The sequence below is a fragment of the uncultured Nevskia sp. genome, assembly GCF_903885465.1.
Classification (GTDB): domain Bacteria; phylum Pseudomonadota; class Gammaproteobacteria; order Nevskiales; family Nevskiaceae; genus Nevskia.
On the sequence record NZ_CAISIQ010000318.1, the window covers coordinates 1 to 7,125 of the forward strand.

5 protein-coding genes and 1 pseudogene are annotated in these 7,125 nt (G+C 64.5%); 2 read left to right on the plus strand and 4 right to left on the minus strand.

The window, feature by feature from the left end:
• Positions 1–698: pseudogene (locus tag QZY06_RS12310) on the plus strand (hypothetical protein); the annotation flags it as partial.
• A gap of 104 nt (positions 699–802) precedes the next feature.
• Here the strand turns inward: QZY06_RS12310 and QZY06_RS12315 are convergent.
• Positions 803–2,119 carry an alkaline phosphatase PhoX gene (locus QZY06_RS12315; protein WP_295684729.1) on the minus strand — a complete coding sequence of 439 codons (1,317 nt, stop codon included), beginning with the start codon at positions 2,117–2,119 and terminating at the stop codon, positions 803–805.
• Positions 2,120–2,203: 84 nt separating this feature from the next.
• Between QZY06_RS12315 and QZY06_RS12320 the strand changes: the two genes are divergently transcribed.
• A complete protein-coding gene (locus QZY06_RS12320; protein ID WP_295684731.1) occupies positions 2,204–2,824 on the plus strand; it encodes a pyridoxamine 5'-phosphate oxidase family protein in 621 nt (206 codons plus the stop codon).
• Here the strand turns inward: QZY06_RS12320 and QZY06_RS12325 are convergent.
• The 3 genes from QZY06_RS12325 to gltX are packed head-to-tail and all read right to left on the minus strand — an operon-like array spanning position 2,821 to position 7,016.
• Positions 2,821–3,651: a M23 family metallopeptidase gene (locus QZY06_RS12325; RefSeq protein WP_295684734.1), complete on the minus strand. Its 831-nt coding sequence runs from the start codon at positions 3,649–3,651 to the stop codon at positions 2,821–2,823. The genes QZY06_RS12320 and QZY06_RS12325 overlap by 4 nt on opposite strands.
• An 8-nt stretch (positions 3,652–3,659) precedes the next feature.
• On the minus strand, positions 3,660–5,567 hold the full coding sequence (thrS, locus tag QZY06_RS12330) for a threonine--tRNA ligase (protein ID WP_295684736.1): 1,908 nt from the start codon (positions 5,565–5,567) through the stop codon (positions 3,660–3,662).
• A gap of 39 nt (positions 5,568–5,606) precedes the next feature.
• Positions 5,607–7,016 (minus strand): glutamate--tRNA ligase, encoded by a 1,410-nt coding sequence (gene gltX, locus QZY06_RS12335; RefSeq protein WP_295684738.1) that lies wholly within the window; start codon positions 7,014–7,016, stop codon positions 5,607–5,609.
• Positions 7,017–7,125: the final 109 nt, after the last annotated feature.

The following is a 7,125-nucleotide window of genomic DNA, read 5'->3' on the forward strand; positions in this document are numbered from 1 at the left end:
ACGTGCTGATCGAAGGCAATGTCGGCCGTTATGGCGGCAACTCGCCGAACGACAGCTCGGGCTCCCTTCGCTACGTGATCGTTCGCGCCACCGGCTCGATCATCGCCGAAGGCAACGAACTGCAGGGCATCACCGCGGGCGGCGTCGGCCGTGGCACCTCGATCGACTACGTGCAGGTGCACCGCTCGAACGATGACGGCATCGAGTTCTTCGGCGGCAACGCCTTCGCGACCCACATGGTGTTCACCGGCGCGCAGGACGACTCGATCGATCTCGACAATGGCTTCACCGGCGGCGTGCAGTTCGCGCTGGTGATCCAGGAAAACGATCTGCCGAACTCGGGCTTCGAGATGGATGGCCGCTTTGCCCGTACCCCGGTCACCTTTCCGCTGCTCGCCAACATCACGGTGCTCGGTCCGGCGGCTCGTCCGTCGCCGGCTGCCGGTGACCGCCTCGGCATGCTGGCCCGCGAAGGTATGCGCTTCTCGATCAACAACACCATCATCACCGGCGACTTCCCGTTCGGCTGCATCGACCTCGATGACAACGACGGCAACAACGTCGTCGAGAACACCTTCAACCGTGTCAACGAAGCGGGCGGTTCCTCGACGACCGGCGGCCCGCACCTGGTGTTCCGCAACATGATCGCCGACTGCAGCGCCGTGAACTTCCGCGAAAACGACGAAGTGGCGCCGTAAGTCGATCGCAGCACCGCAGCACTTCGAAGACTGGGCGGAGCCGCGAAAGCGGCTCCGCCTTTTTGCTGGGCGCGGGTTTCGTCTCGTCGCCCGAATCGATCAGCTCAGGCCGTCCACCACGGCCCTTCGACCGCATAGGTCACGCCGTCGGTGCCGACCAGATTGCTGGTACCGCGCTGCGAGCTGAAGTAGAAGAAACGGCCATCCGGCGAGAACGCCGGGCCGGTGACTTCGGAGCCGACGTGCTTCGGCCCGAGCTGCACCAGCGGCTGGAAACGGCCATCCGGCCGGATCGCGACGGCCATCTGTTCGCTGTTCTGATCCTCGGAAACGATCACGTCGCCACCCGGCGTCATCACCAGATTGTCGACGCTGGTCAGCGGCGGCGTGGCGAACGCGGCATCGTCGTAGATCACCTGCAGGCTTTGCGCAGCGACATCGAGCGCCCAGACCCGGCGATCGCCCTTGGTCGAGAAGTAGACGACGCCGCGCTGCTGCCAGATGCCTTCGCCGCCGTTGAACGCAAAGCTGTCCGGCTGCTGGTTGCGGGTCGGCACGGCCGTTGACAGCAAGCCCAGTCGCGGATTCGGCTCGGCGATGTCGAGCCAGTCGATCTTGTAGTGGCTGCCCTGCCCGGGCGTGTTGACCACCGTTGCATCAGCCAGGATGCGCAGCGCCTGCAGCCGGCCACGGCTCAGATCGGCGCGGCCGCCGACATTCGGGGCATCCGGCACGAAGCGGTAGAAGCGGCCCGTCGGTTCGTCCTCGGTCAGATAGACGATGTTCGAGGCGGGATCGACCGTCGCCGCTTCATGCTTGAAGCGACCGAGCAGCGGCCAGCTCTGCGGCTCGGCGACGCCGAAGGGATCGCATTCCCAGATCAGGCCACGATCGAATTCCTCACCGCTGAACCAGGTCTGCCACGGCGTCACGCCACCGCCGCAATTGGTGCGGCTGAGCGCGCCGGGCAGGATTTCGTAGGCGCGTTCGATCGCGCCCTGGGCGTTGAAGGCGATCGCGTTGACGCCGCCCGGCAGATGCTCGCGATTCGAAACATAGACCCAGCCGCCGTCCGGTTTGGCGAATACAGCGGCACCGTCCGGATCGGTATGCCAGCGGAAATTGGTGCCGGGAACGACTTCGCCGGCGCGGCCGATGACGCGGGCGGTGAAGCCAGCCGGCAGCAATAGATCATTGGCGTCCGGCGTCGTCGACAAGGGGCCGAGATCGGCCAGCGCACCACGTCCGCCAACGCCATCACCACGGGTGCCGCCATCGGCTGAACCGCCACCCTGGCAGCTCGCAAGGCCACCGCCGACCGCGACCAGTCCCAAACCCAGCAGACCACCGCGCAACACACTGCGGCGGTCGAGGTTTTGGCTGCGTCGGCGCCAGCGGCCGGTCCGATGATCGAATTGCATGGCTTGCTCCAGAATCAAGTCGTGAGTTTTCAGATTAAGGCAGGGTGATGACAATCTCGTCGCAAGCCCTCACAGGACATCGCCATGCCTCACCGCTACGCCGAACTGACGTTCACACCCGACGTGCTGGCGATGCAGACGCACTACGGTGCGGCAGAAGACATGGCCCGCTATCGCGACGATAACGGGCCATTCGACAGGCTCAGCGAAACCGAAGCGAATTTCATCGCGCGGCGCGACAGCTTCTATCAGGCCAGCGTATCGGCAACTGGCTGGCCATATCTGCAGCATCGCGGCGGTCCGGCCGGCTTCCTGAAAGTGCTCGATGCCAAACGCCTCGCCTACGCGGATTTCCGCGGAAACCGCCAATACATCTCGGCTGGCAACCTGGCGGGCAATGATCGCGTGGCGCTGTTTCTGGTCGACTACCAGAACCGCCGCCGGCTGAAGATTCTTGGCCGGATGAGGCTGGTCGATGTGGCCGAGGCCGACGAAGCGCTGGTAGCGGCGCTGCGGCCTTATCCGTATCGCGCGGCGATGGAGCGGATCGCCATGATTGCGGTTGAAGCCTACGACTGGAACTGCTCGCAGCACATCACGCCGCGCTACACGGAGACGCAGCTGCGCGGTGCCGTCGAACCTTTGTACGAGCGGATTGCCAAGCTCGAAGCGGAACTGGCCGAACTGCGCAGCCGAGCAACCTAGTTCGCCGGCATCGGCCCGGTGTGCTTCTGGGCGTCCACCTTCTGCTCGAACCAGTACAGGCCCCAGTGCAGATGCGGGCCGGTGACCCGGCCGGTGGCGCCGCTCAGGCCGACCTGCTGGCCCTGCTCGACACGATCGCCAACCTTCACATCGAGCCGCGACATGTGGACCATCACCGACTGCAGGCCGTGGCCGTGGTCGATGAAGACAGTGCCGCCGGTGAAGTACAGATCCGGCTCGGCGAGGCTGACGATGCCGCCCGCCGCGGCGACCAGCGGCGTGCCGACCGGCACCGCAACGTCGACGCCGTAATGCGGCGACTTCGGCTTGCCATTGAGCACGCGCTGGCTGCCGAAGACACCGCTGATGCGGCCCTTCGCCGGCCAGATGAATGGCGTGGCGAAATCGTCGATCGCGGTATCGCGGGTCCGGGCGCGTTTGATGATCACCTGCTCGGCGGCGATGCGTTTCTGCACCTTGGCTGGCGGATCGACGAACTTCGGCTCGATGCCGGTCAGCGCCTGCACGTCCCATTCGCGCTTGGCGACGTCATGCGTCTCGACGATGGCAACGCCGCCGGGCGGGGTGATCCGCAGTTCGACTTCAGGCTTGGCATCGCGATCGAGGCCGATCACGAAGCGGCCATCGTCGCTGAGCTTCAAGCTCTGGCCTTCGAAGCTCAGCTTGCTGCCCGGCGCCGCCTTGCCGATCAGCAAACCGCCCTGCTCCCACTCGCCCTTGAGCAGCGTGTAGGGCGCCGCCTCGGCGGCGAACGCGGACGCAGAGATCAGCAGCACACCGGCGACAGCAAGACGGATCAGGCGCATGGGCGAACTCAGGCGGTCTGCAACTGCAATAGCGCATCGGCCAGCGACAAGGTCTCCTGACGCTCGGAGCCAAGGCGACGCAGGGTAACCGTGCGCTCTTCGGCTTCCTTGCGGCCGACTACGATGATTACAGGCACTTTCTGCAGCGAGTGCTCGCGGATCTTGTAGTTGATCTTTTCATTGCGCAGATCGGTCTGCACGCGGACGTCAAGCTTGGAAAGCTCCGCGGCGACTTCGGTTGCGTAGGCGTCGGCGTCCGACACGATCGGCGTGACCACGGCCTGCACTGGCGCCAGCCAGTACGGCAGCGCGCCGGCGTGATGCTCGATCAGGATGCCGATGAAGCGCTCCATCGAACCGACGATCGCCCGATGCAGCATCACTGGATGCTGGCGCGCGGAGTTCTCGTCGACATAGGTCGCACCCAAGCGCTCCGGCATCATGAAATCGACCTGCATGGTGCCAACCTGCCAGGCGCGGCCGATCGAATCCTTCAGGTGATATTCGATCTTCGGGCCGTAGAACGCGCCCTCGCCCGGCAGCTCGGTCCAGCTAGCGACACCGGCGGCGCGCAGCGCCGAGCGCAGCGCATCTTCGGCACGATCCCAGGTCGCGTCATCGCCCAGGCGCTTGTCCGGACGCAAGGCCAGCTTGACGTCGAGATTGGTGAACCCGAAGTCCGCGTAGACCTGCATCGCCTGCTGGTGGAACGCGGTCACTTCCGGTTCGATCTGCGCTTCGGTGCAGAAGATGTGGCCGTCGTCCTGGGTGAAGGCGCGCACCCGCATGATGCCGTGCAGCGCACCGCTCGGCTCATTGCGATGGCAGCCGCCGAACTCGGCGTAGCGCACCGGCAGATCGCGATAGCTGCGCAGGCCGGCATTGAAGATCTGCACGTGGCCCGGGCAGTTCATCGGCTTGATCGCGTAGGTGCGCTTCTCGCTTTCGGTGAAGAACATGTTGTCCTGGTAGTTATCCCAGTGACCGCTCTTCTTCCACAGGCTGACGTCCATGATCTGCGGGCCGCGCACTTCCTGATAACCGCCGGCCTTGTAGACCTTGCGCACGTACTGCTCCACCGCCTGCCAGATCGCCCAGCCCTTCGGATGCCAGAACACCATGCCCGGCGCTTCTTCCTGCTGGTGGTAGAGATCGAGCTGCTTGCCGAGCTTGCGGTGATCGCGCTTCTCGGCTTCCTCGACCATCTTCAGATGGGCTTCGAGATCGGCGTCGTTGGCGAACGCCAGGCCGTAGATGCGCTGCAGCTGGGCGTTGTTCGCATCACCACGCCAGTAAGCGCCGGACACGCGAGTCAGCTTGAATGCGGTGCCGAGCTTGCCGGTCGACGGCAGATGCGGGCCCAGGCACATGTCCAGCCAGGCATCGCCCTGCTTGTAGATGGTCAGCTCTTCATCGGCCTTGATGCCGTCGCGAATCCATTCGGCCTTGAAGCTTTCACCGGCCTTCTCGAAATGCTTGACCGCATCTTCATGCGACCACACCTCGCGGACGATCGGCAGATCGCGCTTGACGATGTTGCGCATCCGCTGCTCGATGGTCGCCAGATCGGCCTCGGTAAACGGCTCCGGGCGGGCGAAGTCGTAATAGAAGCCATATTCGGTCGATGGCCCGAAGGTGATCTGGGTGCCGGGAAACAGCTCCTGCACGGCTTGCGCCAGCACGTGGGCGGCGTCGTGGCGGATCACTTCGAGCGCTTCGGGCTTGTCGCGGGTGACGATCTCGAACGCGGCATCGCGATCGATCGGCCGGTTCAGGTCCCACAACTCGCCGTTGACTCTGACGACGACGGCTTTCTTGGCCAGGCCCGGCGAAATGCCGGTAGCGATCGACAGGCCGGTCGGCGGGACGTCAAAGGCTTTGACGTTGCCGTCGGGGAAGGTGATGGAGATGGACATGTTCGATGTTCCGTTATTCAGTAAAGAGCGGCAGCAGATTCAGGCGCGGGCGACGGCGGCGGCCAGCCGCGCCAGCGTCCGCTCGCGGCCGAGCAGGAACAGCGTCGCATCGATCGGCGGCGACACCGCCATGCCGCAGACGGCGACCCGGATCGGCTGGGCGATCTTGCCGAGACCCAGACCCTTGGCTTCGGCAAAGCCGTTGACTGCCGCGTGCAGCGCTTCGGTGGTCCATTCCGGCAGCGCTTCCAGCTGGGTGCGCAGTTCGCCGAGCAGCGCCAGCGAGTCGGCGTTGAAGTGCTTGGCGGCGTCCTTCTCGTTGTAGCCATCGAGGTCGGCGAAGAAGAACTTCGACTTCTCCGCCATCTCGACCAGCGAACGGCAGCGTTCGCGCTGCTGCTCGATGACTGCAGTCAGGCTCGGACCGGCGGCGACATCGACGCCGATCCTCTCCAGATGCCAGATGAATTCCGGAACCACGACCGCCGGATCGACGCTCTTCAGGTACTGGTGATTGACCCACCAGGCCTTCTCCATGTCGAAGCGGCCCGGGCTAGCCGAAACATGGTCGAAATCGAACTTGGCGATCATTTCCTCGCGGGTGAACAGCTCCTGATCGCCGTGGCTCCAACCGAGGCGAACCAGGTAGTTCAGCAGCGCTTCCGGCAGGAAACCCATCGCCCTGTATTCCATGACGCCGAGCGCGCCGTGGCGCTTCGACAGCTTGGCGCCGTCGCTGCCGAGGATCATCGAGACATGGGCGTAGGCCGGCGGCGTGGCGCCGAGCGCGCGCAGGATGTTGATCTGGCGCGGCGTGTTGTTGACGTGGTCATCGCCACGAATGACGTGGGTGACGCCCATGTCCCAGTCATCGACGACGACGCAGAAATTGTAGGTAGGCGTGCCATCACCACGGGCGATGATCAGATCGTCCAGCTCGTCGCTGGCGAACACGATCCTGCCCTTGATCAGATCATCGAGGACGACTTCGCCTTCGGTCGGATTGCGGAAGCGAACCACCGGCGCGACGCCCACCGGCGGCGCTGGCAATACCTTGCCGGTTTCCGGGCGCCAGCGGCCGTCATAGCGCGGCTTCTGCTTGTTGGCCATCTGCTCGGCACGCAGCGCGTCGAGCTCTTCCTTGCTGGCATAGCAGTGGTAGGCCGTGCCCTCGACCAGCATCTGGGCGATCACTTCCTTGTAGCGATCGAAACGCTGGGTCTGGTAGATCGGTTCGGCGTTGTCGCCGTTCAGGCCGAGCCAGGCCATGCCTTCGAAGATCGCGTCGACCGCTTCCTGGGTCGAGCGCTCGCGATCGGTGTCCTCGATACGCAGCAGAAATTTTCCGTTATCGCGCTTCGCGTACAGATAGGAGAACAGCGCGGTGCGCGCGCCGCCGATGTGCAGAAAGCCGGTCGGGGACGGAGCGAAACGGGTGGTGACAGACATGGCGAGTGCGCGGCGAATCCTTGGAAGGCCGCGATTCTAAACCATCGCTCCTGCCCTACTTCGCGGCTGCAGTGGCCGCGGGTGCACCGGTTTCGATCAGTTTCTGCAG